The sequence below is a fragment of the Gracilimonas sp. BCB1 genome, from assembly GCF_040117685.2.
Classification (GTDB): Bacteria; Bacteroidota; Rhodothermia; order Balneolales; family Balneolaceae; genus Gracilimonas.
This window is the reverse complement of record NZ_JBEDYP020000010.1, coordinates 37790-60852: the sequence shown is the minus strand read 5'-3', so window position 1 is coordinate 60852 and position 23063 is coordinate 37790. Positions and strand designations below refer to the sequence as shown.

Sequence of the window (23063 nt, the reverse complement as noted above, 5' to 3'; positions counted from 1 at the left end):
CAACATTGGAATAATAAGACCGTGATGAGTGCAAAAGACAAAAAAGATATTGTCTGGTTTGGAATGAAGTTAACGCCGGAAGAGAAAGCCAAGATTAAACTGCTTGCAGAAAAGAAGGGGCTATCCCAAAAAGAAGTGGTAATGAATTTGGTGAATGAAGAAGTCATGGAATATGAAATTGAGGCCAAACCGGGTTCTTTATTAGATAGAATGCAACACCTTGTTGGAATTATTAAAGACGGGCCAAGAGATTTATCCACTAATCCTAAATACATGGAAGATTTTGGCAAAGACAGTCTTCATTGATGCGGGGCCGATCGTAGCAATTTTAAATAGGCGGGACCAGCATCACTTATGGGCCTCTGAGAAAATTAGCAGAATTGAAGAAAACCTTGTCACGACCTCCATTATAATTTCAGAAGCTTTTCACATTCTTAGAAGAGTTCCGAATGGAATAGAGGGACTTTTTCGAACAATTGAAGAAGAATTTATCAGTGTTGAAGAAGCATATCCAAAGAACATGGATTATATCCATAAGCAGGTGCTTAAATATAGTGACAATGACGCCTCTTTGGGTGATATTAGTATTCTATCTTTAGTAGAAGATTCAAATAATGCACAGATTTTCACCTTAGACTTTGACTTCCATATATACCATGATTTAAAGGGAAATCCTCTTGATTTAATTTCTCCGTATAAGCAGTGAATTAGAAGTATAATCTTCTCTATCTTTCCTCAAAAAGTATGCGCTTAGAGCAAAAACAATTTGTTCCATTTATGATCGGAGTGGCCGTCATTACGATGCTGGTCATTGTATTTTCTTCCTTCAATTTTGAACGAAAGCAACGGACACGATTTAACGAAAATATTGCCACCTCCGATTCACTGAAAACCATGCCTTTGCGGGTTTTAAATTCTTCCGACTCTACCTCCATTGCAGAGCAGCAGGGGAATTCAACCTTATTGGTGTTTTGGGCCAGCTGGTCCGAAAAGTCAACATCCATGCTGGATGAGATACAGAAATATACCCTGGAAAATGATTCGTTGATTGTGCTTGCCGGCTTGGTAAAAGATGCGGAAGAATCGTTACCGGAAGTACCTGAATACCCAGGTTTTACCTACCTGGATGGCACGCATCTGTTTAACCACCTCAAAGTGCCCGGTTTTCCGAGCTACATTTTGTTCGATGCAGAAAGTAATATTGTCACTTCTCAAATCGGGTATGAAAAAGGAGTAGGGTACGATTCTCTAAAAGTGTACATAGATGAGTAAATCAGTATATATGATTTTGAATGGTGAACTGATTCCGGAATCAGCTGCAGCCATTTCTCCACTGAACCGGGGATTGATGTATGGCGACGGTTGCTTTGAGACGCTCAGAAGCTATTCCGGTAAATTTTTGGGGTGGAATGATCATATTGACCGATTATCAGCTGGTCTCGATTATTTGAATATACAGGCTCCGTTTTCTTCTAAAGAATTAAAGGAACAGGTTGAAAAGTTATTGAAGCAAAATCAGCTTAAGCATGCTGAAGCTATGATTCGAATTCAATGCTGGAGAAATGGGGGGAGAGGATATACTCCAAGCTCAAAAAATGCTCAGTGGATGATTCAGGCGTCGAAGCAACAGACTGAACGAAAAGATTTAAAACTGTCAATAGCTCAAACGCGCTGCATCCCTTCAGAGGCTCTTGAACGAAAACATAAGCTCAGCAATGGGCTAAACTATATCAAAGCTGCTCAGGAGGCTGCAAAACGCTCCTGCGATGATGCACTGATGTTTACCGTGGATGATAAAGTCAGCGAAACAACTTCAGCTAACATCTTTTGGATAAAAGAGGACAAGGTATACACTCCATCCACGAAATGTGATTTACTCCCTGGTGTAACCCGGTTGTTGGTTCTTGATGTGATTCGCTCACTTGGACTTGAATTCGAAGAATCAGAATACCTTCTTTCAGATATCCGGCAAGCTGAAGCCGTTTTCTGCACGAATTCTCTGATGGAGATAGCCGAAGTTCTTTCACTGGATGAAATCCGGTTTGAAGTAAATCACCCGTTGGTGATGAAGATTAAAGCAGGCTTTGATCAAATGAAGGTGAAGGAGTTTCAGCAATGAAACCATTTAATAGCATTGAGGATGTATGGGATTATCTCGATTCCATTCCCATGTTTCAAAAGTCGGGTACTTCGGCTGCAAACTTCTCACTCGATAACATCCGGCAATTCTGTGAGCGTTTGGGAAACCCTCAGGATAGCTACCCTAGCATTCATATAGCCGGAACCAATGGAAAGGGGACGACCGCTTATTTACTTGAGAAAGTATACGCGGATGCGGGATTCAAAACAGGTTTGTTTACCTCGCCTCACCTTCTGCGATACAACGAACGTGTGAGAGTGATTGGGGAAGAAATTACAGACGCTCAGCTGCTTGAGTTCTTTAAGGAATCTGCAGAGTTACTCCAGGAAATCCAGCTCAGCTATTTCGAAATCAGCACAGCATTGGCTTTTTGGTTTTTTGCAAAAGAAGAGGTAGAGCTGGCGATTATTGAGGCCGGACTGGGTGGAAGGCTGGATTCAACCAACATCATTATCCCGGAAGTATCGTTAATTACCAGCATTGGTTTGGACCATCAAAATGTGTTGGGGGATACGATTGAGGAGATAGCACGGGAAAAGGCTGGCATCATTAAGAAGAACAAACCGGTAGTGCTGGGTAATATTCCAGGAGGTCCGTTAAACGAAATTAGTAAAGTCGCTCACAAAGAGGATGCTCAGGTATATAAAATCGAAAGTTTACGACCTGAATGGAGCAATGGTGTTGTTTTGTTGCATGCACCTTCGATTCAGCTTAAGACAATATTTAAAGAGTCTGTAAATAAGTGGAATGTGGCGATTGTTTGGGTGGTAGCTGATATCCTGAACACTAAATTTAAAGTCGAGAAGGAACAGCTTTTACGTTCAATCGAATCTTTTACAGGGGCTCCCGGTCGTTTTGAGAAGCTGAATCGCGGGTTTGAATGGTATTTCAGTGGATCTCACAATGCTCAGGCTCTGAAATCATCACTCGCTGCAGTGGAGCAGATGAAACCAAAAGCAGAAACGGTATTGGTTTTTTCCGGGATGAAGGATAAGCTAACACCGGATTTTTTCGACCATTTACGGGGATTTAAAAAAGCATATTTCATCGAACAGGATGGGGAAAGGGCGGCTAAGTTTGAGAATATCAGTCAGTTTATAGATGCAGAATTAATCTCTGAAAACACCAAAGAAATTATTTTAAATGAATTAAAGACTGAGTTAGTAATTTTTATGGGAAGTTTTTACTTTTATCCCATCGTCAAGCGGTGGACAACAAACGTATCATAAATTCACACCGCGTTTTATCCTTACCTGATTGAATATCCTTTAATGCTGCCGGAATAGGGCAGCCCGATGTTCACCCCAAAATTCAGTAAGAATCATATATTTATAACAGCCACATTTTATGTCAGATAATGAAACCGCCGGAATCTCGGCCGGGGAGTTGGAATCCTTAGAGGGGAAAAAGCTTCACGAATTACAAACATTAGCCAAGTCAATTGGAATTAAACGGGTAACCGGAATTCGTAAAGTTCAGCTTATTGAACGAATACGAGAAGAAGCCAAGGATCAAAATTCATCTGATAACAAGGCTTCTGATCAAAAAGATGATCGCCAAAAGAACGACTCTGCCGAGAAAGATTCGGAAATGAAGAACTACGGAGGTCAGTCTCATATCGTTTCATATAAAAAAGAGGATAAGAAAGACGATAATACCTCTAAGAAAAAGCATCAGCATAAAAATAAGAAGCGCCGAAAAGGGCACGAGCACAACAAGTTGCCGGAGTCGGATGCAACCTCTCTCGAAGAGCGTATTAAGGAATTGGAGCCGGATTTAGGCCCTTATCTGTTTAATGAAGGAACACTTGAAATTCTGCCTGATGGTTATGGGTTTCTGCGCTCGGTGAACTATAATTATAAAGCCAGTCCGGACGATATCTATGTTTCTCCTTCACAAATTAAGAGATTCAGACTGAAGCAGGGAGATGTGGTGATTGGGGTCATTCGTCCGCCCAAGGTAGGGGAGCGGTATTTTGCACTGCTTCGCATCGAAGGAGTGAACGGCCGGATTCCTCATGACATGGACAACCGCCAGGATTTTGAAGAATTGCTTCCGGTTCATCCCGATCAGCGTTACCGCCTGGAGTTTGATCCGCAGAACCATTCAACAAGACTTATCGATTTATTTGCTCCGGTTGGAAAAGGTCAGCGTGGTTTGATCGTTGCGCAACCAAAAACCGGTAAGACCACCATACTCCGAAATATTGCAAATGCTGTTTCGGCCAATCATCCTGATACCAAGATTTTAATTGTATTGATTGATGAGCGTCCGGAAGAAGTGACCGAAATGGAGCGTACCGTGAAAGGAGCAGAAGTTGTGGCTTCTACCTTCGACGAGCGCCCCGAAAACCATGTCGGATTGGCTGAGATCGTATTTGAAAAAGCCAAGAGACTGGTTGAAAGTGGTCATGATGTGCTTTTATTGATGGATTCCATCACCCGTCTGGCACGAGCTTACAACATCACCGCTTCCAGCAAAGGTCGAACCATGACCGGTGGAGTTGATTCTGAAGCCCTGAAGGCACCGCGACAGTTATTCAGTTCCGCCCGAAACATCGAAAATGGTGGTTCGCTTACTATTCTGGCTACCGCCCTTATCGATACCGGTTCCCGTATGGATGACGTGATATTCGAAGAATTTAAGGGGACAGGTAATATGGAAATTTACCTCGACCGCCGAATTTCGGATCGTCGTTTATATCCTGCCATCGATATTTTCCGAAGCGGAACCCGGCGTGAAGAACTGCTGGTTTCGGATGCAGAACGCGAAAAGGTGGTGCTTTTACGCCGCTATCTCACCAATATGAGTCCGTTTGAAGCGATGGACTTCCTGCTCGAGAAAATCAAAGGCACCAAGAACAACGAAGAGTTTCTGATTTCGATGAATAAGTAATTGTTTACCTGCAATATTAGGTAGTTACTGAATCTGATTCCTAGAAAAAATTACCCGTTAATCTCTCTCAGAATAAACTTCTTGTCCTTATCCTGGTCTAACATGCCGGCTTTGGCATGTACCGAGTGGTAGAACAACAGCAGCGATTGTTCTCTTAATGCTTGTCGAAGAATAAGGGTTTTTGCTTTCTTGGATTGAATGGGGTCTACATCCATCTGTCGCATGGCATAGTGATTCAGGTGATGTTCGGAGGGAACTAAATCACCCAAATAATAAGCTGTTTCTCCGGAATCCTGAATTTTTACGATTTGGTGACCGGGGGTATGCCCACCGGTTCTGATGAGTTCAATACCCGGCAGCAGTTCAAAATAGGTATCGGTGATCATCACCAGCTTATCTTCTGCAGCGAGCTTATAAAATTCATCCAGCTCGTAACCGGCTCCGGAAATCTGTTTCTTTTTGCCAACCTGTTCCAGGGCGTAGTACCATTCTTTCTTTTGGATAAAGTAATTGGAATAGCTCATGGTAGGCTGTGTGGAGGTATTATGGTCCACATAGGTAGAACCTGCTGCATGGTCGAAGTGTAAGTGACTAAGCACCACATGGGTAATGTCGGACGGAGCGAGGCCAAAGATATCCAGGTTGGTTAGCAGGTTGGAGGTATCGGTGTAGGAGCTTTTGTGATCCAGTCCCCAACCCAACCCGGTGTCTAATAAAACATTGTGCTTCCCATCTCTGATCAAAATGGGGTTTATCCCAATTGCTGCCGATTGCTTTTTGATACCCGGTTTTTGTTGACGAGCTGTAATATCAGCGGAATTTATCTTTTGGAAAATACCATCATCAAAGACTTCAAATATCCCTTCGCTGAGCTGTTCAATTTCAAACCGGCCTACTTTCATAAACAGTGAATTAATAAAATGATTAATCAGTTTGTGTAACTTAAAAATTCTTTGCTTTCAAGCAATTCATTTTATCTTTGTCTTCTATGAAAAAATATGACGCTATCATCATTGGATCGGGGCATAATGGCCTTGTTACGGCTTGCTATCTTGCAAAAAACGGTTATGAAGTTTTAGTTCTTGAGCGCGACTCAACTATAGGAGGAGCGGTGAGAACCGAGACTATGTTTCAATCCCCGGAGAACCCGAATGGTTTTAGAATGGATGTCGGTTCTTCCGTTCATATTATGATTCACCAAACGGGAATCCTGGAAGACTTAGAACTGACAAAATATGGCCTCGAATACATCGATATGGATCCGATCATGTCGTACCCCGTTCCAACCGGAAAAGGGGTGATTCACTTCTGGAAAGATGTGGAACGGACGCTGGAGTCTATTTCCAAAGTAGCGCCCGAAGATGTTGAGAATTATAAAGAATTCATCAAGTTCTGGGGAAAAATAAATAAAGGCGTACTGAAAGCTTTTATGACCAAACCCTCGGCAGGAGATATTATTGGAACCATGGCTAAAGCCCAGATTAAAGATGGGGCTATGTTCCGAAAAGGCGAACAGGCAGCCGGACTCCAAAAAATTCTGTCCAGTTATGGAAAAGTGGTGGATGATGCCTTCGATAGCCCGTATATGAAAGCGGCTATTCTGTGGTTCGCGGCACAGTCCGGCCCGCTGCCTGATCACTCTGCAACCGGCGATTTTGCCGGCTGGCAGTCTATGTTGCATGAAAGCGGAGCCAAGCACCCAAGAGGTGGAAGCGGAATGCTTACACAGGCTATGAAGAATATGATTGAAGCCCATGGCGGTGAGGTGAAGGCCGATCATCCCATCCAAAAAATCCTGATTGAAAACGGCAAAGCGATTGGAGTCAGAACAGAAAATGGGGAAGAGTTCAGGGCCGATACCATCGTCTCCAACGCCCATGTTCAAACAACCATGATGAATATGGTTGGGCGAGAGCACTTAGACGATTCCATGTTTAAGAAAGTGGGAGATATTAATGTAGGCAATGGATTCGGGATGGTCATACGATGTGCGGTGGAAGAACTGCCGGAATATTCTGCTGCTCCCGGTGATCCTCATATCCACAATGGGATTCAGCTGTTGGCGCCTTCGGTTCAGTACATGAATAACGCCATTGGCGACTACACCAAGAAACTGCCACCGGAGAAGCCCGCCGTGTTATGTATGACCTTCTCCAAAATTGATCCGGATGTGGCTAAAGATGGAAAACATACCCTGTTTGCGTGGGCACAATGGCACCCCTACGAACTGGCAAACGGAATGGTCTGGGATGATATCCGGGAGCGGGAAGCTCAAAAAATTTATGATATGGTTACCGGCTACGCTCCGAATATGAAGGACAAACTGATTGACTGGTACATACAGTCTCCGTTGGATATTGAACGTAAACATGGCCTTTTGAAAGGAAACGTAATGCACGTGGAGATGAGTTTTGACCAGATGTTTATGTTTCGCCCGATTCCTGAAATGAGTCAGTACGAAACTCCCATCAAAAATTTATATTTGGCCAGTGCTTCCTGCCATCCGGGAGGCGGAGTGTTTGGCGCAGCCGGACATAACGCGGCACAAGTCATCCTTAAAAACAACAAAAAGAAATTCTTTTCATTTAGTTAGCTGAGGTAATTCATTGTCATCAATTCTGTACGTAGATCTTTCCCGCATTGCCCACAATTTAAGTGTGGTCTCGGATCAGGTAGGTAAAGACGTTAAAAAAATGGCGGTGGTTAAAGACGATGCCTATGGACATGGAGCTGTTCCTGTTGCTCGCCACCTGGAAGGTCAGGTTGATTATTTTTGTGTAGCAAAACTAGCGGAAGCCATTGAGCTCAGAGAAGCAGGTATCGATATACCCATTCTTGTGTTTGAAATTCCACCTTTGGGAAGTGAGCATTTATACAGAAAGTTTGATATAACGGCGAGCATCTCAGACTTGTCCGTTTTTGAGCGTCTTGAGGACGGAACGCATTGTCATCTTCATTTTGATACCGGTATGTTTCGGCTTGGGATGCTGCCCGAACATGCCACTGCAGCCAGTGAGAAAATGAAGGAATTTGACAAACTGAACTTCACCGGAATCTATACGCATTTTGCCAACTCAGATGATCCTGGACATGAAAGGGTGCTTCAACAGCTGGAAACATTTAAGTCCATCCGCACGCTGTTTCCCGAACACTTAATGACTCACACCTGTAACAGCGGAGCTATTTTCTTTTTTGGTGATCATGGAACGTATTTTGATGCCGTCCGCCCCGGGGTTTGTTTATATGGGTATGCACCGGGAGAAACTGAAATAGAGAAACTGGAACCGGCATTAGAATGGGTTTCTCATTTGGTTCAGGTAAAGAAGATCAACAAAGGGGGTGCGGTTGGTTATGGAAGCCGGTGGAAGGCGCCAGAAGACGGTTGGCTGGGTACCATTCCGGTAGGGTATGCAGATGGAATCTTCAGAATATTGAGCGGGAAGATACAGGTGGAAATAGCCGGACAATTATACCAACAGGTAGGTACCATTAGTATGGATTATATGACCGTTTTTCTCAGGAATGACTATTTTGAACAAGGAGAACCTGTGGTGATTCTCAGAAACAGAGAACTCTCGGCCAAAGAATGGGCTCGCATTGCCGGCACCATTCCCTATGAAATTACGACTACTATTCACCCCAAAGTAAAAAGGGAATACAGAACTTAAAGGGTGATACTATCCAACTCGATGTCTATCCAGAGTGTATCATTGGTATACGTATAGGAATTTCCTAAGTAACCAAATATTGGAGGGGTGAGTACCAGTACTCTCTTTTCACCTTCAACCATGCCTATTACACCTTCTCTGAACTGGCTCTCGCTGATTACGCTGCGAGTACTTGTCGGCGTTACAGGACCTGAATGCGGGAATGTTACACCGTTAGCATAAGAACTCCCAATAATCCGGTCCAGATCATCTTTGTATCGCTTGGTATAGTAAAATGAAATCTGGTCGCGGGGAATCACTTCAAGATCTCCGGAGCCTTCCTCAATCACGTAGATAATGAGGCCGGATTCAGTCGTATCTACACTTACCGGATTCTCAATGGAAAAAGGTTCGGGTACATCTGAATAGTCATTTTGAAAGGGGTCGTTAGATGTATCGCAGGAAACGATGAGTAATGAAACAAAGAGGGTTACTAAAATGGAGCTTTTCAAGCGGGTGGTATTCATTGAGATGATATTATTCTCTTAGTTTGGTTAGATAGCTGTTTAACTATTATGCCTTCAATTTATTTTGGTCAAAGATAAAGCTTCGCTGGCTTAAAACCATATGAGATGGCAGATTAATCAATGGGATGAATCTGATTCTGAAACTCCGGTTATGGCTTCTTCTAATTCCTTCTTTCTTTTTCTCATGGCATAGCGGCTAATCCAGATAGACATTTCGTAAAGAACGGTTAGCGGCAGCGCGATTAGGATCTGAGAAATGGGGTCGGGTGGGGTCAGCATTGCAGATATCACCAAGGCAAACACAATGGAGTGCCGGCGGTATTTTCTGAGTAAATCCGGGGTTAGTAATCCGATTTTGGACAGTGAGTAACTCACCACAGGAATCTGGAAAATGATACCACAGGCAACCACCCACATCGAAACGGAGCTGAAATACTCGTTGATGTCAAAGTCGTTGCGAATGATATCCGAGATCTGAAACTGGGCAAAAAACTGCAGGGCAAAGGGAACCAGGATCAGGTACCCGAAGGCCACACCCAGCAGAAAGAAAAACGTGATAAAGAACGTGCTGAAGAAGGTTTTCTTCTTTTCCCTGGATTCCAGTGCCGGCTCCACAAAAGCCCATATCTGGTAAATAAATATGGGAGACCCGATCACAAATCCCATCACAAAAAGGGTGCCCCAAAAAGTGAAGAACTGCCCCGGTAAACGCCGACTCTGAAGCTCAAAGTTGACCGCATCTACACGAAGCACATCATACATGAAGAAGTCGGCACGGGTGGGGCCCAGCATTACTTTCTCCACGAAGAAATCTGAGAATACAAAAGCAATGGCCACCCCCACCAAAACTCCGATCAGTCCTTTGATGATCCGCCAGCGGAGCTCTTCCAGGTGATCGAGGAAGGACATAGTACCGGTACGGTCGGCTGGTTTCTGGGCCTTGGGCGGCTCACCTTGCATGATTTGGCGTTCTTCCAATTTGATTCCTGCCTTATGCGGTTACAAAATCATAGAGCGGGAAACGATCGCAAAGGTCACGCACTTCCTGTTCTACTTTTTTATGCGTTTCCTCATCTTCCGGTTTTTGTAACACACGGTCAATCAGCACGGCGATTTGCTCAAATTCAGCTTCACTCAGGCCACGGGTTGTCATTGCGGGAGAGCCAATCCGAATTCCGGAAGTCACAAATGGACTTTCTGTATCAAAAGGAACCATATTTTTATTTACCGTGATAGCTGCTTTGCCCAGGGCATCTTCCGCAATTTTACCATTCAGCCCTTTGTTTCGGAGATCGATCAGAATCAGGTGATTATCGGTTCCTTCACTGACCAGGTTATAGCCCATCTCCATGAACTTAGCTGCCATGGCTTTTGCATTCTTCTGGGTCTGTGTTTGATATTTCTTAAAGTCATCTTGCAATGCTTCACCAAAAGATACCGCTTTAGCGGCGATTACGTGCATTAGCGGACCACCCTGAGTGCCTGGGAAAACAGCCGAGTCAAACACCTCACCCCAGTTTTTTGTTCGCCCAGACTTGGCTGCTGTTACCCCGATGGTATTCTCGCCATCTTTCCCAACCAAAATCATTCCGCCTCTTGGACCACGGAGAGTCTTGTGAGTGGTTGTTGTAACCACATGCGCATGGGGAAGAGGATCTTTAAGATTGCCCGTTGCAATCAATCCTGCAGTGTGTGCCATATCCATCCAAAGTAAAGCACCCACTTCATCAGCAATGCTTCGGAAAGCTTCATAATCATAATCTCTTGGATATGCCGAGGCTCCAATGGAAATCATAGTGGGTTTAACTTCCAGTGCTCTTTCGCGGATGATGTTCATATCCAGGCGACCGGTTTCTTTGTTCACTCCATAAAACTCAGCATTGTAGTTTATGCCCGAAAAGTTTACCGGCGAACCGTGGGTTAGGTGTCCGCCATGGGAAAGGTCAAAGCCCAGCAAAGTCTCACCGGGCTTCATACAAGCCAGGTAAACAGCCGCGTTTGCTGTTGCCCCGGAATGAGGCTGTACATTCACCCAATCAGCTCCAAAGAGTTTTTTGGCTCGGTTGCGGGCAATGTCTTCCACATCATCCACCACTTCACAACCACCGTAATATCGTTTACCGGGATAGCCTTCCGCGTATTTATTGGTCAGCACGCTGCCCATAGCCGAAATGGTAGCTTTGGAGGCGAAATTCTCGGAGGCAATTAATTCGAGGTTATAGTTTTGACGGTCGGTTTCTTTTTCGAGTAGGTCAAAAATTTGGGCATCTTGCTCTTGAAGAGATTTCATCGGCGGCAGTTACTTTTGGGTTAGTGATTCGATTTTATTTACGCGTCGCTCGTGTCGGCCGCCTTCAAAATCAGTGGCAAACCAGGCTTCTATAATTTCCCTGATCTCAGATTCACTCAGTTCCCGGCCGGGCAGGCACATTATATTAGCGTTGTTGTGAAGCCTTGTCATTTCCGCAGCTTTAGCCGAATAAACTAATCCGGCTCTAATTTTGGGATACTTATTGGCGGTCATACATACGCCCTGTCCGCTACCGCAAACCAGGATTCCCTGCTCATGTTCGCCGTTATTAATCACTTCAGATACCTTCACGGCAAAGTCGGGATAATCGACGGAATCTTCGGAATGAGTTCCGTAATCAACGGGAGTGTGTCCCATCTCTTCCAGTATTTTTTTCACCGTTTCCTTGGCAGGATAACCGGCATGATCGCTTGCAATGGGGATGATCATCAAATCTTTGATTTAGGTAAGAAATTGGCTCCAAATATCCACAAAATTTGGTTGATATTAAAGGCGATGAGCAAGGAAATCCCGCTTTTTAATCTCTATCTTTGAACTTTATTGATCAAACCAAAACCGAAGGGCAGAAATTGAATTATTCTAAAGAGCTGGAAGTTGCCACGCAGGCCGCAGAAGAAGCCGCATCTATTATCAGAGACTATGCGGGTAAAACATCGTTTGATGTAAAACTAAAAGGTAAAAACGATTTGGTGACGGATGCCGATGTAAATTCTGAAAAGAGAATCATAGAGGTGATTGAAGCAGCTTTTCCCGATGACCATATTCTGGCCGAGGAGTCGCAGGCGAAGGTATCTATCCCGGAGGGACGTATCTGGATTATTGATCCTATCGACGGAACCACTAATTTTGCTCATTCCTTTCCTGTGTACTGTGTTTCCATTGCCTTATGGGAGAATAAAGAACCGAAAGCAGGCTTGGTGTACGAAGTGGCAAATGATGAATTGTTTACTGCAATCGAAGGCGGAGGAGCTTACCTGAACGGGGAACGCATCTGGATTTCACAAAATGAAGATCCTTCATCTTCATTAATTGGAACCGGGTTTCCGTATAACAACCTGAACCTGGTGGATAACTACCTGAAGCTATTCAAACGCATGATGGAGAAAACCCACGGAGTACGCCGGCCGGGATCAGCGGCCTGGGATTTATGCAATGTGGCCTGTGGACGATTTGAGGGGTTTTATGAATATGGGCTTAGTCCCTGGGATGTTGCGGCCGGAGTGCTCATTATAAAAGAAGCCGGTGGTTTGATAACCGACTGGAGAGGAGGAGATGAATGGCTATTCGGGAAGAGAATAATTGCGGGTAATGCAAAGGTGCACAAATTTCTGCTGAACGAGATTCAGGAGTGTTTTGCAGAGGAGGAATTGAGGGGCTAAAAATTATTTTTCGGGGATATTTTATCCATCAAAAAATAGCGTAACTTAGAGTATAACTAACCGCTTATCCGATGGATATATCTATCAGAAGATCAGGCTTACGAGACTTCGATCTTTTACTAAAGCTTGAACAAAAAGCTTTCCCTTATTTTCAACGAAGTTCAAAACGTACGCTCGATTTAAGCCTTAAAAGCAGCTTTCAACAAGTATGGATTGCAGAAAAAATCATGGGTGAACAGAGCGTGGCGGTGGGAAGCCTGATTCTGTATATCTATAAGAAGACCATTCGAATTTTCTCCATTGTTGTAGATCCGGATTATCACGGGGAGGGTATTGGATATGCTTTACTAAACCACGCAAGAGAGGTAGCTATTGGGAAAGGCGCCGAACGGATATCGCTCGAAGCATATGCTGACGACCGGAAACTTATCGATTGGTATAAAAAGGCAGGCTTTGAATCTACCGAACTCCTAAAGGATTATTATGAAGATGGTAAAGATGCTTTGAGAATGGTTTGGGAGCTTCCTCAACCAGCATGGAAGTCCCGAATATCAAATGTAATTGTAGTCGACAATCCTAAAAGATGGACGCTTGAAATTCCGAATGTAGAAGTGGTTTCTTCAAAAGAATACACTGCTAATCATGATCGCTTTTCGGACCGTCCACTACGGATTTTCAACCTGTGTAATTCTTATAAATATCAGAGCTTTGGGTATTATGTGTCCCTGTTGGCTTCTGCTCGGGCTCACCGGGCTATTCCTAATGTGACAACCATACGGGATTTTCGGGATATGGGAGTGATTCGCTCTATTGCTGAAGATATTGACGAAATTATTCAGAAAGCGTTGGAAAAATGCAAAGAGGAGAGATTTACCCTGAATATATATTTTGGCCAAACCATAAATGTCAGCTATAAATTACTGGGACAGAAGCTTTATCAGCTATTCGAATCACCGATAATTCAGGTCCGGTTCATAAAAGCAGACCGATGGGGTATACAACGTATTGTACCGCTAAGTATGAATAAAGTACCATCTGAAGAACAAGTTCATATACCGGATTTTGCCAGACGGTATTTTGAAACCAAGCGCTTTCACCGAACCAAACTGAAGACCTTCAAATACCACTTAGCCCTACTTACCAACCCGGGTGAAAAAAATCCGCCGTCAGATAAAAGAGCACTTCGTAAACTCACAGAGGCTGCTGATGAACTCGATATTTATACCGAGTTAATAACAAAAGATGATATCAACCGGTTGCCCGAGTTTGATGCTTTGTTTATTCGTGAAACCACAAACGTGAATAACTACACGTACCAGTTTGCCCGTAAAGCATATGCAGAAGGATTAGCAGTAATTGATGATCCTTGGTCTATACTTCGCTGCTCCAATAAAATCTATTTACATGAACGGCTGAAGATGAGCAACATTCCTACTCCGAAAACGCTCGTGTTTTATAAGGGCATGGTTAAAGAGAAGGATTTATCTGACCTGAAATATCCAATGATTCTAAAGCAGCCCGACAGTGCCTTTTCTTTAGGTGTTACCAAAGTAAAGGATGTACAAGAAATGCACGAATCACTACAGCGACTATTTAAGTCTTCTGATTTGGTGATTGCTCAGGAGTTCCTTCCATCAGACTTTGACTGGAGGGTAGGGGTATTGGATAATCAGCCACTATTTGTATGTAAATATTTTATGGCAAAGGGACACTGGCAAATATATAACTGGAAAGGATCAAAAAAAGATCAAACCGGTGAATCATTAACAATTCCTATTGAAGAAGTTCCTCCCAAAGTACTGAAGATTGCCACAAAATCAGCTTCATTAATGGGAGATGGTCTCTATGGCGTTGACCTGAAAATGGTGGGTGATAAAGTGTATGTAATTGAAGTGAACGACAACCCAAACATAGATGCAGGAATTGAAGACAAAATTATGGGCAAAGAGCTTTACAAAAAAATCGTTCAATCTCTGATAACCCGGATTGAAATGTCCCGAAATATAGAGCGGTTTGTAAGTATTGAACCGAACTAAAAGTTAATTACCGTTTTGGTGAAGTTTCGAAAAAGCTATTGAAATTTTTCAGGGGTGTCGGTGACAGGTAATATTTGAAAGCCTCTCCGAAGGTAAAACCAGCAAGATGTCCGAAATATCGTGCGCGACCTTCCAGCTGTTTAAAATAATTTTCTGTGGATATGTAGGTGGAAGGCTCATCGCCGGGGTCACTCACATTAAACTGAGTATTGTATGCCAGTATGGCTTTTCGTTTGGTTTCCCAATGCTCAGAGATGTCATAAATAAAATCAGGCTCCATGGGGCGGTCTTGCATATAATGGAGAATGTGGGAAGGTCGCCAGGTAGATTGCTCACTTCCGTTTTCATCAGTGGTAGTAAGCTTTTTCAGCCCGGAGTAGAAAAGAGCATCTATCACCAGATTTGTACCTTTGGGGTGATCCGGATGCCGGTCGAATGGAGCACCAACCAAACAAATATGAGGCTGAGTTAACCGAACCTGCTCAATAATCTTAAGCTGGTTCTCTCTTGTGTTTGGCAACAGTGAATCACCCAGATCCAGGCTTTTACGATATGAAACAGACAATATTTCACTGGCTTTCTTAACTTCCTCAGCGCGTGTTTGTTCTGTTCCGCGGGTCCCCATTTCACCCCTGGTCAGATCAATAATCCCGACTTTTTTCCCGGAAGAAGTAAGTGAGGCGATAGTCCCCCCACAGCCTAATTCGGCATCATCAGGGTGGGAGGCAAAAACAAGAACGTCTAACTTCATAAGAACAATTTTTTAGAGAAAGTAAGAAATAATTAGGGTTTCAATGAGAGTAAAAATTGAACTTTTATTTTAAAAAAGGTGTAACGAATAAAATTCATTTGCGTAACAGAGCCGTCTTTTCACCCCAAATAATTTCATGAGAATAGTAAACAGTTTTTTAGAAGGATTTCGGATTGCTCTTCGGGCACTCAAAATTAATAAAATCCGCTCCACACTTACGGCTCTTTGTATCATTATCGGGATAACAATGGTAACTATTGTGGATGCAGTTACCACCGGGATGGATATCTCCTTTGAGAAAAGCATGGCCATGATGGGGCAGAATGTAGTGTATGTAGAAAAGTGGCCATGGGGAATGGGCGGTGAGTATAAATGGTGGGAATACCGAAACCGGCAGGAAATGCAACTTGATTATGTAGAGAAAATCAGAGATTACAGCCGTTATGCACAGAATGTGACTGCATCAGCAAACCGGGGGACCTCAGTTAGATATCAGGAGAAAAGTGCAGAAGGAGTGGGCCTGAGCGGAACAACAGCAAATTATCTGGAAATACAGGGGTTGAATATTTCTCAGGGTCGAATGTTTGTTGACCAGGAAGTGCGATCAGGTTCAAAGGTAGCGGTAATTGGAAACACATTGATGGAGTCGTTGTTTGAATTTGAAACTCCACTTGGCAAACAAATTCGGGTGGGAGGACAAAAATTCACTATTGTTGGGGTATTAGAGAAACAAGGGAAATTCCTTGGACTTGAGGACACCGACAACCGAATTATTATTCCTGTATCAGCCTATGGGCAAATTTACGGCTTACGGTATGGACTTCAGATTGGGGTTCAGTTTCCAAACCAGGAGGCTTTTAAGGAAGGTGAATACGAACTGGAAGGTATCATGCGAAGAATACGGCAACTGGACGCCACCGAAGATAACGACTTCGCCCTCAACAAACCCGAAGCCTTCAAACAGCAGCTGGAAGGGATGAAGGCGGGAATCTATACGGTGGGCTTTATCCTGAGTGGACTTTCCCTGCTAATCGGAGGTATTGGAGTAATGAATATCATGTTCGTGTCGGTTAGAGAGCGGACAAAAGAAATTGGAATCAGAAAAGCGGTAGGTGCTAAAGCCTGGGAAATTTTGACACAGTTTCTTTTAGAGGCCATCGCTATTTGTATGCTGGGCGGAATTATTGGAGTAGCTCTGGCCGGAGGGTTGACGGTATTAATTAATCAGGCCTTTGTAGCCGTGATGAATGTGAGTGTGGTAATATTGGCCTTCAGTATTTGTACCATGGTAGGAGTGATTTTCGGGTTCATTCCGGCTTACCGCGCTGCTAAATCTGATCCTATTGAATCATTGAGGTTTGAGTAAGTATGCATATTAAAGAGACAACCAAACAGGCATTAGATTCACTGAAGGCGAATAAACTTCGTTCGTTTCTTACACTATTGGCATTGGTGATTGGGGTGTTTTCAGTTATCGTCTCCACCACAGCTGTTGCCGTATTAGACAATTACTTTAAGAACACCATGAGTATAATGGGCAGTGACGTGATTACCATTCAGAAAACTCCTGCCGTTCAAATGGGAGAACTGGATAAAAACGTGAGAAACCGGAAAAATATCGGTTTTGAAGAAGCTCTTACTCTGGAAGAAAGAATGGAGATTGGGGAGGGAATGAGTCCCTATGAGACTTTTTCAGCCACCAAAATCTCCTTTCAGGATGAAGAGACTGAACCCAATGTAATGGTGAGGGGAAGTAATACGAATTTCCTGACCAATAATGCGTACGAGCTGGAAGATGGCAGAAACTTTACCGGCGATGACATACAATACGGCAGAAATTTTGCGATAATCGGCAAGGATGTTCAGAACGATTTGTTCAAAAACGAATATCCGCTTGGTAAAACAATCCGTTTTGACGGGCGCCAATATCAGGTCATCGGGATACTGGAAGCGAAAGGGCAAATTTTCGGACAATCTTTCGATAATTTTGTGCTGATACCCTATACAACGGCACTGAACGTGTATGGCGGGAGAAGCCGTAATATTTCCGTTCAGGTTAGGGCACCTGAGATTTCATTCATTGAAGAAACGGTTGAAGAGGTAACCGGAATTATGAGAGTGATCCGAAAAGTGAGTCCAGGTGAAAACAATGATTTTGAAATTGAAACCAATGAATCTTTGTCCGGTACATTCGATGCATTTACCGGTGCATTATACATGGGAGGATTTGCTATCGGGTTCATCACTTTATTGGGGGCCGGAATTGGGGTAATGAATATTATGCTGGTATCTGTTTCGGAACGAACTCGTGAAATCGGGGTCAGAAAGGCCGTTGGTGCAACCCGCAAAGCCATTGTTAGCCAGTTTTTGATGGAGGCAATTTTCATCTGTCAGATAGGAGGTATCATAGGTATGATTATCGGAATCGGGGTTGGAAACCTGATGGCCGTGTGGATTGAGACGGAAGCGGTTATTCCGATTTGGTCGGTAGCCGGTGGCTTTTTCGGGATGTTAATTGTGGGACTGATCTTTGGAGTGTATCCTGCTTTTAAAGCAGCTAAACTTGATCCCATAGAAAGTTTACGCTACGAATAACTTTTTGCAATGGAATGATTTATGCATCCAATGCAATTTCTTATATTGAAAGAAAACACAGGGCATTATGAACGAAGAAATCATCCAAAACTTAAACGAACGGCTGGATAGTGCTATTGGCCGTGGTCGTGAAATTCTCGAAGACGAAGAATTACAGGTTCGACTCGAAGAACTCAAAGAACGATCAGAGAACACCATCCGAAAGAACCCACTCGCTTCTATCGCTGTAGGTTTTGCCGTCGGTTTTATTGCTGCAAAAATATTTAATTCAGACGATTAAATTCTCATGGAAGATGTAGGAAGCAGAATAAAGCAGATTACCCGCGAGCTCAAACATTATGTAGAGACTCGCATTGAGCTGAGTGTGTTGAATGTTGGCGATAAAGTAAGTTACCTGATCGGGCAGTCTATTCAACAGTTATTCGGCTATGCTGTATTAGGCCTGGGATTGGTGTTCGGGTTAACGGCCCTTGCTATTTATTTAGGTGATCTTCTTGAAAAAGAATGGGCCGGCTATGCCATTGTTGCTTCTCCATTCATTTTGATCGGGTTAATTTTTGTGGTGGCAAAACCCAAGTCTATAGCCCGTAAAATCCAGCAACAGATACTTGCTGAGTTCCTGGATACGCTACCTCAACAGCAGCAAGACCAAAAACAGCTTGCACTCAAAGAAAACGAAATAAATAAAACTGAGAAAAATGGCTAAAGAAAAGTTATCAGACCTTGAGAAGAAGAAAAAAGAGCTTGAGCAAGAATTAGCCAATATCCAAAATGGGCTGGATAAATCTATAGATGAGGTTAAAGAGGGAGTATCCACCAGTATAGCACCCAGAAACCTGATTAAAAAGTACCCGCTTCCTATTGTAGGAGCTTCGGTTGTGGTTGGATTTTTACTCGGTTCAAACCGAAAGAATTCTTCCTCGTCGTCATCTAAAACGTATGGAAGCCGGAGTCAATCTGATTCCGCTATTTCAAAAGAGATAAAGCGAATGCTTGCTAAAAAAGGTCTCAGCCTGGTACTCGATTATATTGACAATAAAGTTGCTGCCCTCAAGGAAAAAGGGAGCGAAGCTGAGGATTGATTTTACAACTATTTAGCTCTTCTCTGTAAAAGGATATAAAATTCGAAAATAGGGCAACTATACTGTAACTATTTTCGTCCAATCTCGTGTACGAACCCGTAATACAAAAAACGAAATAATAATCATGAAACGATTTCTTTCATCTACGCTACTTGCCCTTCTTTTTTTTACAGCACCAATTTTAGCACAGGAAGCACGCACCATCTCACTTCAGGAAGCGATTCAAATTGCCCTGGATAATAATTACCAATTAAAGCAGGCTGAGAATAATCTTGATCTGGCCAATGAAAGCATAAGAAGTGAATATGCTGACTTTGCGCCGTCTGTTAATTCAAGCCTTAGCGGGGGCAGGTCGACCGGTCAACAGTTTATTGCCGATCGCTTAAGTGAACCCGGCTTAAATCCATTTGTTGATGTTACCTCTCAATCAATTAGCGGGCGAATTGGAGCTGATGTCACGATTTTTGATGGGTTCAATAATATACTTTCACTTCGAGCAAGCCAGCAGTCAAAGATTTCTTCGGAAGAAAGTCTGCAGAGGGCTAAGGAACAAGTGATTTTTAATACGGCTTCGAGATATCTTCAGGTTTTACTGGATCTTCAGCTTCTGGAAATCGCCCAGGAGAATCTTGAAAACTCTATGCAACAGCTGGAACAGGTTAGGGCGCAAGTGGAAGTTGGATCTCGTCCCACCGTCGATTTATATAATCAGGAAGCGCAGGTAGCCAGTGATGAATTAGCTGTGACCCAGCAGGAAAACAGCCTGAAGTTCAGTAAACTTGTTTTGGTTCGTCAGCTTCAGATTGACCCGCTTGGTAACTACGATTTTGTTGTGCCTGAGACAGAAATGGAAGCCCAGCAAAGTATAGGGCAAGAGTTCAGTCTTAGTGAGCTGATTGATCAGGCAATCCTGAACCGGTCAGATTTAAAAAGTGAAATTGCTGATATTAAAACTCTTGAATATCAGCTACAAATGGCTCAGGGTAGTTTATATCCATCTGTATCAGCAAGTGCATCGATGTCTTCCCGTTATAGTGACCAGTATTCTTTACCGGGACAGGGTAGTGTGAGCTTTAGTGACCAGTTTTTTGATCAACAGATTAACCGTTCGTTAGGTTTATCGGTTAATATTCCGATTTTCCAGAATTGGAACCGCATGTACAACATTCAAGCTTCAAAAGTACAGCTGAAGAATGCGGAGCTTTCGTTCGATAATTCAAAGCTTCAGGTAATTCAGGAAGTAACGCAGGCGTATAACGACTACACCTCGTACGTTAAGCAGCTGGAAGCTTCTGAAAAATCCAGACGAGCCAGTGAGAGAGCATTTGAAACCCAGCAAGAGCGGTACAATGTAGGCTCAAGTACGCTCATCGAGTTGAGTCAGGCTCAGGCCAGTTATGTGGAAGCGCAGTCGAATTACACTCAGGCAATGTATAATTTGATTTTCCAGGAGAAGTTACTGGACTATTACCTCGGTAAGCTGAGTGGCGACAACGTAGAATTTTAAAAATAAACAGATTTAATAAGTAAGGGATAGGATAGGGAAAATGGCTAAGAAAAAATCTTCAACATCAAAATTATTGATGTGGATCGGTGGAGTTCTCGGGGTAATAATTGCTCTGGGATTAACGCTGCGGTTCACCGGAGTTATAGGTAATTCAGAAACCGGAAAAGAAGTAGAAACAGCAACAGCCAAGCTGAAAACCATCACACAGTTGGTTTCCGCTTCAGGTAAAGTGCAGCCGGAAATCGAGGTAATTATTCGCCCGGATGTGTCGGGAGAGATTATCGAGCTGGCCGTGAAAGAAGGAGATTTTGTACGTGAAGGTGATTTACTGGTACGCATTAAACCGGATATTTATCAAGCTCAGATCGATAATTTGAATGCGGCGTTACTTACTCAAAAAGCTCGCTTAGAGCAAACAAAAGCATCCTTGATCAGGGCAGAAGCCGCTTATCAAAGAGACCAGAAATTATACGAGAAAGATCTTATTTCTGAGATGGATTACATTCAGTCCAAATCGGAGTGGGAATCTCAAAAGGCTAGTCTGAAAGCAGCAGAATATCAAATTCAGAGTGCTGAAGCCCAGTTAAGACAGGCTAATGAAGAACTGGAGCAGACCGTAATTCGGGCACCCCAGGATGGTACCGTAACCGGATTAGCGGTGGAAGAAGGCGAACGTGTATTGGGTAATGCTCAAATGGCCGGAACCGAGATGATGCGTGTTTCCCTGCTCGACCGTATGGAAGTTCTCGTTGAAGTAAATGAAAACGATATTGTTAATGTAGATTTTGCCGATACCACCCGAATTGAAGTGGATGCATATCCTGAACGACAGTTTAATGGTGTGGTGACTGAGATCGCAAATTCTGCACAGATTACAGGAAGCGGAACCAACGAGCAGGTGACCAATTATCAGGTGAAGGTGCGAATCGTTACTCCGCATAATTTGGATAGCAGCCCCGAGAAACTGGTTCGTAACGAAGCTTCAGAAGACCCGGAAGAGATGTTTGTGCCAAAATTCCGACCGGGTATGTCGGCCACGGTAGATATTGAAACTCAAACGGCTACGAATGTAGTATCAGTGCCTATTCAGTCAGTTACCGTTCGTGATTTTGCAAAGGATGAAAAAGCTAAAAAAACAGAGGCCGATTCAGCTGAAATAATGCTGGCAAGTTCTCAGGATGAAGATGATCTGGTTATTAAGGAAGAAGACATTCGAAAAGTTGTATTTGTTATAGTAGACGGTAAAGCCGTCAGGAAAGAAGTGGAGACCGGTATCAGTGATAATACACATATTCAGGTTCTTTCAGGATTGGAAGCAGGTGAAGAAATTGTGATTGGGAGCTATCGAACGCTTTCGAATCTGCTTAAGGATGGCGATAATGTAATCGTTAATAACAAGGCAGCTACATTCAATTAATTAAATAATTAGCACGGATAAGCAATATGTCGAAAAAAGCAGTTATTGAAATTACCGATTTAACCAAAGTGTATCAGATGGGGAACACAGAAGTTCACGCCCTGGCCGGTGTAACTTTTGATGTAGAGGAAAATGAGTACATAGCCATTATGGGACCTTCCGGTTCAGGTAAATCGACCCTGATGAATATGATCGGTTGTTTGGATACTCCAACTACCGGAGATTATATTCTCAATGGTAGTAATGTATCAAATATGGATGATGCTGAACTGGCGGAAGTGCGCAACCGCGAAATAGGGTTCGTATTTCAAACCTTCAACTTGCTGCCACGTACTTCTTGTCTGGCAAATGCCGAGCTTCCATTGATTTATGCAGGTATGAAGTCTGCAGACCGTAAAGAACGTGCTACTGAAGTATTGACTAAAGTCGGGCTTGGTGACCGTATTGATCATAAGCCAAACGAGCTCTCCGGTGGACAAAGACAGCGTGTGGCAATCGCCCGTGCATTGGTTAACCGTCCATCTATTTTACTGGCCGATGAGCCTACGGGTAACCTGGACACGAAAACAGGGGAAGAGATTATGTTGCTCTTTGAAGAGCTGTACCGCCAGGGAAATACCATTATTGTGGTAACCCACGAACAAGAGATAGCTGATCATGCCCGTCGTATTGTGCGTCTCAGAGATGGTCTCATTGAGTTGGATGAAAAGGTAGAGAATCCGTTGCTTGCCGATCATCAGCTTGCCTGATCTTAGACAAATTAGTTAAAAAAAAGG

Annotated in this window: 24 protein-coding genes; 18 read left to right on the top strand and 6 right to left on the bottom strand. The window is 43.4% G+C overall.

The window, feature by feature from the left end; genetic code table 11:
- The first annotated feature begins 24 nt into the window (after positions 1–24).
- The 6 genes from ABFW99_RS05320 (at position 25) to rho (ending at position 5035) form a co-directional block, all read left to right on the top strand.
- Positions 25–306 (top strand): hypothetical protein, encoded by a 282-nt coding sequence (locus ABFW99_RS05320; protein WP_349355127.1) that lies wholly within the window; start codon positions 25–27, stop codon positions 304–306.
- Complete coding sequence (locus tag ABFW99_RS05315) at positions 284–706, top strand: type II toxin-antitoxin system VapC family toxin (protein WP_349355126.1); 423 nt, start codon at positions 284–286, stop codon at positions 704–706. The genes ABFW99_RS05320 and ABFW99_RS05315 overlap by 23 nt, the downstream gene beginning before the upstream one ends.
- A 38-nt stretch (positions 707–744) precedes the next feature.
- Positions 745–1272 carry a TlpA family protein disulfide reductase gene (locus ABFW99_RS05310; protein WP_349355125.1) on the top strand — a complete coding sequence of 176 codons (528 nt, stop codon included), beginning with the start codon at positions 745–747 and terminating at the stop codon, positions 1270–1272.
- Positions 1265–2119 carry an aminotransferase class IV gene (locus ABFW99_RS05305; protein ID WP_349355124.1) on the top strand — a complete coding sequence of 285 codons (855 nt, stop codon included), beginning with the start codon at positions 1265–1267 and terminating at the stop codon, positions 2117–2119. Before ABFW99_RS05310 ends, ABFW99_RS05305 begins: the two co-directional genes overlap by 8 nt.
- Entirely contained in the window at positions 2116–3369 is a 1254-nt protein-coding gene (locus ABFW99_RS05300; protein WP_349355123.1) for a bifunctional folylpolyglutamate synthase/dihydrofolate synthase, read from the top strand. The genes ABFW99_RS05305 and ABFW99_RS05300 overlap by 4 nt, the downstream gene beginning before the upstream one ends.
- A 118-nt stretch (positions 3370–3487) precedes the next feature.
- Positions 3488–5035, top strand: a complete 1548-nt coding sequence (gene rho, locus ABFW99_RS05295) for a transcription termination factor Rho (protein ID WP_349355122.1) — start codon at positions 3488–3490, stop codon at positions 5033–5035.
- 50 nt (positions 5036–5085) lie between these two features.
- Here rho and ABFW99_RS05290 read toward each other — a convergent pair whose 3' ends face one another.
- A complete protein-coding gene (locus tag ABFW99_RS05290) occupies positions 5086–5937 on the bottom strand; it encodes an MBL fold metallo-hydrolase (RefSeq protein WP_349355121.1) in 852 nt (283 codons plus the stop codon).
- Between the two features lie 86 nt (positions 5938–6023).
- On the opposite strand from ABFW99_RS05290, the gene ABFW99_RS05285 reads away from it, so the two are divergent.
- Complete coding sequence (locus tag ABFW99_RS05285; RefSeq protein ID WP_440707442.1) at positions 6024–7628, top strand: phytoene desaturase family protein; 1605 nt, start codon at positions 6024–6026, stop codon at positions 7626–7628.
- A 13-nt stretch (positions 7629–7641) separates the two neighbouring features.
- A complete protein-coding gene (alr, locus tag ABFW99_RS05280) occupies positions 7642–8703 on the top strand; it encodes an alanine racemase (protein ID WP_349355118.1) in 1062 nt (353 codons plus the stop codon).
- Here alr and ABFW99_RS05275 read toward each other — a convergent pair.
- The 4 genes from ABFW99_RS05275 to rpiB form a co-directional block, all read right to left on the bottom strand.
- Entirely contained in the window at positions 8700–9209 is a 510-nt protein-coding gene (locus ABFW99_RS05275) for a hypothetical protein (RefSeq protein ID WP_349355117.1), read from the bottom strand. The two genes, alr and ABFW99_RS05275, sit on opposite strands and share 4 nt — an antisense overlap.
- Positions 9210–9326: 117 nt before the next feature.
- Positions 9327–10187: a twin-arginine translocase subunit TatC gene (gene tatC / locus ABFW99_RS05270; RefSeq protein WP_349355116.1), complete on the bottom strand. Its 861-nt coding sequence runs from the start codon at positions 10185–10187 to the stop codon at positions 9327–9329.
- Positions 10188–10200: 13 nt separating this feature from the next.
- Complete coding sequence (gene glyA / locus ABFW99_RS05265; protein WP_349355115.1) at positions 10201–11499, bottom strand: serine hydroxymethyltransferase; 1299 nt, start codon at positions 11497–11499, stop codon at positions 10201–10203.
- A gap of 9 nt (positions 11500–11508) precedes the next feature.
- Entirely contained in the window at positions 11509–11949 is a 441-nt protein-coding gene (gene rpiB, locus ABFW99_RS05260; protein ID WP_349355114.1) for a ribose 5-phosphate isomerase B, read from the bottom strand.
- A gap of 101 nt (positions 11950–12050) precedes the next feature.
- On the opposite strand from rpiB, the gene ABFW99_RS05255 reads away from it, so the two are divergent.
- Together ABFW99_RS05255 and ABFW99_RS05250 are read left to right on the top strand one after the other, a co-directional pair.
- A complete protein-coding gene (locus ABFW99_RS05255) occupies positions 12051–12899 on the top strand; it encodes an inositol monophosphatase family protein (RefSeq protein WP_440707441.1) in 849 nt (282 codons plus the stop codon).
- 71 nt (positions 12900–12970) lie between these two features.
- The gene (locus tag ABFW99_RS05250; protein ID WP_349355112.1) at positions 12971–14935 is read left to right on the top strand and encodes a GNAT family N-acetyltransferase; all 1965 of its coding nucleotides are present in this window, start codon (positions 12971–12973) and stop codon (positions 14933–14935) included.
- Between the two features lie 7 nt (positions 14936–14942).
- On the opposite strand, the gene bshB1 is transcribed toward ABFW99_RS05250, so the two are convergent.
- On the bottom strand, positions 14943–15686 hold the full coding sequence (gene bshB1 / locus ABFW99_RS05245; protein ID WP_349355111.1) for a bacillithiol biosynthesis deacetylase BshB1: 744 nt from the start codon (positions 15684–15686) through the stop codon (positions 14943–14945).
- 136 nt (positions 15687–15822) lie between these two features.
- On the opposite strand from bshB1, the gene ABFW99_RS05240 reads away from it, so the two are divergent.
- The 8 genes from ABFW99_RS05240 (at position 15823) to ABFW99_RS05205 (ending at position 23036) form a co-directional block, all read left to right on the top strand.
- Positions 15823–17052, top strand: coding sequence for an ABC transporter permease (locus tag ABFW99_RS05240; protein WP_349355110.1), 1230 nt, complete (start codon positions 15823–15825; stop codon positions 17050–17052).
- Between the two features lie 2 nt (positions 17053–17054).
- Positions 17055–18281 carry an ABC transporter permease gene (locus tag ABFW99_RS05235; RefSeq protein ID WP_349355109.1) on the top strand — a complete coding sequence of 409 codons (1227 nt, stop codon included), beginning with the start codon at positions 17055–17057 and terminating at the stop codon, positions 18279–18281.
- Positions 18282–18348: 67 nt separating this feature from the next.
- The gene (locus tag ABFW99_RS05230; RefSeq protein WP_349355108.1) at positions 18349–18561 is read left to right on the top strand and encodes a hypothetical protein; all 213 of its coding nucleotides are present in this window, start codon (positions 18349–18351) and stop codon (positions 18559–18561) included.
- Between the two features lie 6 nt (positions 18562–18567).
- Complete coding sequence (locus tag ABFW99_RS05225; RefSeq protein ID WP_349355107.1) at positions 18568–18987, top strand: phage holin family protein; 420 nt, start codon at positions 18568–18570, stop codon at positions 18985–18987.
- Complete coding sequence (locus ABFW99_RS05220; RefSeq protein ID WP_349355106.1) at positions 18980–19363, top strand: hypothetical protein; 384 nt, start codon at positions 18980–18982, stop codon at positions 19361–19363. Before ABFW99_RS05225 ends, ABFW99_RS05220 begins: the two co-directional genes overlap by 8 nt.
- Positions 19364–19487: 124 nt before the next feature.
- Positions 19488–20870: a TolC family protein gene (locus ABFW99_RS05215; protein WP_349355105.1), complete on the top strand. Its 1383-nt coding sequence runs from the start codon at positions 19488–19490 to the stop codon at positions 20868–20870.
- Between the two features lie 40 nt (positions 20871–20910).
- Entirely contained in the window at positions 20911–22287 is a 1377-nt protein-coding gene (locus tag ABFW99_RS05210; RefSeq protein ID WP_349355104.1) for an efflux RND transporter periplasmic adaptor subunit, read from the top strand.
- A gap of 26 nt (positions 22288–22313) precedes the next feature.
- A complete protein-coding gene (locus tag ABFW99_RS05205; protein WP_349355103.1) occupies positions 22314–23036 on the top strand; it encodes an ABC transporter ATP-binding protein in 723 nt (240 codons plus the stop codon).
- The last annotated feature ends 27 nt before the right edge of the window (positions 23037–23063 follow it).

Excerpts from the sequence above, each read along its gene's own strand:
- ABFW99_RS05320 (WP_349355127.1), top strand. The coding sequence starts at position 25 with ATGAGTGCAAAAGACAAAAAAGATATTGTCTGGTTTGGAATGAAGTTA.
- ABFW99_RS05310 (WP_349355125.1), top strand. The coding sequence starts at position 745 with ATGCGCTTAGAGCAAAAACAATTTGTTCCATTTATGATCGGAGTGGCC.
- ABFW99_RS05305 (WP_349355124.1), top strand. The coding sequence starts at position 1,265 with ATGAGTAAATCAGTATATATGATTTTGAATGGTGAACTGATTCCGGAA.
- ABFW99_RS05300 (WP_349355123.1), top strand. The coding sequence starts at position 2,116 with ATGAAACCATTTAATAGCATTGAGGATGTATGGGATTATCTCGATTCC.
- rho (WP_349355122.1), top strand. The coding sequence starts at position 3,488 with ATGTCAGATAATGAAACCGCCGGAATCTCGGCCGGGGAGTTGGAATCC.
- ABFW99_RS05290 (WP_349355121.1), bottom strand. The coding sequence starts at position 5,937 with ATGAAAGTAGGCCGGTTTGAAATTGAACAGCTCAGCGAAGGGATATTT.
- ABFW99_RS05285 (WP_440707442.1), top strand. The coding sequence starts at position 6,024 with ATGAAAAAATATGACGCTATCATCATTGGATCGGGGCATAATGGCCTT.
- ABFW99_RS05275 (WP_349355117.1), bottom strand. The coding sequence starts at position 9,209 with ATGAATACCACCCGCTTGAAAAGCTCCATTTTAGTAACCCTCTTTGTT.
- glyA (WP_349355115.1), bottom strand. The coding sequence starts at position 11,499 with ATGAAATCTCTTCAAGAGCAAGATGCCCAAATTTTTGACCTACTCGAA.
- rpiB (WP_349355114.1), bottom strand. The coding sequence starts at position 11,949 with ATGATCATCCCCATTGCAAGCGATCATGCCGGTTATCCTGCCAAGGAA.
- ABFW99_RS05250 (WP_349355112.1), top strand. The coding sequence starts at position 12,971 with ATGGATATATCTATCAGAAGATCAGGCTTACGAGACTTCGATCTTTTA.
- bshB1 (WP_349355111.1), bottom strand. The coding sequence starts at position 15,686 with ATGAAGTTAGACGTTCTTGTTTTTGCCTCCCACCCTGATGATGCCGAA.
- ABFW99_RS05240 (WP_349355110.1), top strand. The coding sequence starts at position 15,823 with ATGAGAATAGTAAACAGTTTTTTAGAAGGATTTCGGATTGCTCTTCGG.
- ABFW99_RS05235 (WP_349355109.1), top strand. The coding sequence starts at position 17,055 with ATGCATATTAAAGAGACAACCAAACAGGCATTAGATTCACTGAAGGCG.
- ABFW99_RS05230 (WP_349355108.1), top strand. The coding sequence starts at position 18,349 with ATGAACGAAGAAATCATCCAAAACTTAAACGAACGGCTGGATAGTGCT.
- ABFW99_RS05225 (WP_349355107.1), top strand. The coding sequence starts at position 18,568 with ATGGAAGATGTAGGAAGCAGAATAAAGCAGATTACCCGCGAGCTCAAA.
- ABFW99_RS05220 (WP_349355106.1), top strand. The coding sequence starts at position 18,980 with ATGGCTAAAGAAAAGTTATCAGACCTTGAGAAGAAGAAAAAAGAGCTT.
- ABFW99_RS05215 (WP_349355105.1), top strand. The coding sequence starts at position 19,488 with ATGAAACGATTTCTTTCATCTACGCTACTTGCCCTTCTTTTTTTTACA.
- ABFW99_RS05210 (WP_349355104.1), top strand. The coding sequence starts at position 20,911 with ATGGCTAAGAAAAAATCTTCAACATCAAAATTATTGATGTGGATCGGT.
- ABFW99_RS05205 (WP_349355103.1), top strand. The coding sequence starts at position 22,314 with ATGTCGAAAAAAGCAGTTATTGAAATTACCGATTTAACCAAAGTGTAT.